Origin of the sequence: Burkholderia sp. BCC1977, from assembly GCF_905339595.1 — a bacterium.
Classification (GTDB): Bacteria; Pseudomonadota; Gammaproteobacteria; order Burkholderiales; family Burkholderiaceae; genus Burkholderia.
On record NZ_CAJPGQ010000122.1, the window covers coordinates 1 to 1,697 of the forward strand.

At 61.9% G+C, this 1,697-nt stretch carries 1 protein-coding gene; it reads right to left on the reverse strand.

Translation table 11 applies throughout. The features are described from left to right. Positions 1 to 105 precede the first annotated feature (105 nt). Positions 106 to 1,596 (reverse strand): ISNCY family transposase, encoded by a 1,491-nt coding sequence (locus U5771_RS35000; protein ID WP_260427228.1) that lies wholly within the window; start codon positions 1,594 to 1,596, stop codon positions 106 to 108. Positions 1,597 to 1,697 lie beyond the last annotated feature (101 nt).

Sequence of the window (1,697 nt, forward strand, 5' to 3'; positions counted from 1 at the left end):
TGTCGTAGCCATTTCAAGATGTCGTGGCGCCAGCTAAATAGAAATGTCCGGTTTTGAGGTTGGGGTTAGGGTTGGTTTCGCTGCCTGTTTGTCCTGGTTTATTCGTTACGCCGTGTCGAAGGCGGGCGTCTGAACGGGCAGGGCGCTTGCGTCGGATCCACTGTCCCTTGCAGACCGACGGCCAGGTTTGCGGGGTTGCGGTTGCGCCTGCCTGTGCTCAGCCAAATCCACAATCACTTGCTCGACGTCCGCCTGCACGAACTCGCGCTGCTTCTTCTTGCCCGGCTGAGGTTTGTTTCGATCGGTCTTGGTCGAATCGCCCCGGTTTGTTCGGGATGGGGCTTTACCGATGCGGCTGTTATCGCGTTGCGCCTGAATCGCCTGAGCGACCTGCAATACGTGACTCAGGCGCTTGTGTTCGACGACTGCGGCTTGATCGATCTCGGCGAGCCGATCGTACTGCCTGCAGGGCAACACCTGACCCTCCGTCCGGAGCTCGATGCGCCCGTCCGGGTACTCCCACACGTCGATGTAGCGGTGAATCAGCTTCCGGTTCTCTGGGGTGTCGTCCAGTAGGTACATCACCCGGTCGTACTGCACCGTCAGCGACTTCGTCACTTTCCGCAGTTCGCGCCACGTAAGCGTCAACTCAAGGCTCTCGTCGTCCCGCAGTGGCCGATGAGCGTCGAAACTGCTCTTCGGTGGCTTCGCGAAACGTGCGTTGTAGGCCGCCATGAAGGAGGGTGCATAGGCGTTCGCCTCGGCCACCGTGCTGATCCCGCGCAGCCGCAGTTCCTTGACCAGCCGGTCCTGCAGCGTCAGGTGCGCACGCTCGACCCGCCCCTTGGCCGGGCTGCTGTTTGCGCAAAACGTGTCGATGTTCAGCTCGTACATCGCGCGGCCGAAATGCGTCACCCGATTGCCAGTCGTGCCCGGGTTGACGTTGCGAAACACGCTGTACTTGTCGCTGTACAACGCCATCGGCTTGCCGTGACGCTCCAGATACGCGCGCGTCGCCTCGAAGTAGCTGAAGGTCGACTCGGTCGCCGTGAAATGCAGCATCATCAACCGGCTCGTCGCATCGTCCACGTATACCAGCAGCGTGCAGGCTGGCGCCCGATCCTCGAACCAGCGGTGGTCGCTACCGTCGATCTGGATCAGTTCGCCCAGGCACGCGCGTCGTGCCCGTGGCTGGTAGACCTTCGGCGGCCGCTGCCGGCGCGGCACCCACAGCCCGGCGTCCGTCATCAGCCGCCTGACCGTTTCCTTCGCCAGCCGGATGCCGTGGCACTCATACAGCTTCTCGCAGGCCAGCGTCGGCCCGAAATCGGCGTAGCGATCACGGATGATCGACAGTGCTCGATCGGCCAGATCAGCGTCCAGCCGCCGATTACCGGGACGCCCACGCTTGCGCGAAGCCAGTCCGGCGGCGCCAGACTCACGGTAACGATCCACCAGACGCTGGAGCTGACGCACGGTCACGCCCAGTCGTTCGGCCGCGCGTCCGGGCTTGAGTCCCATGTCCACCACGGCCTGGATTACCTTCAGACGGTCGAGTTCTCGCATGTTCAGTGTCACCAGTGCACCTGGATACATGGCCGGCTCCGTGGTCCCGCAAAGAACCGGCCAGCATACCGAGGTCAAAACACGACATTTCTAAGTAGCCAGAACACGACATTTCTAAAAAGCTACTACAA

Bases quoted from the DNA above. Each gene is read 5' to 3' on its own strand.
- U5771_RS35000 (WP_260427228.1), bottom strand. From the start codon at position 1,596: ATGTATCCAGGTGCACTGGTGACACTGAACATGCGAGAACTCGACCGT.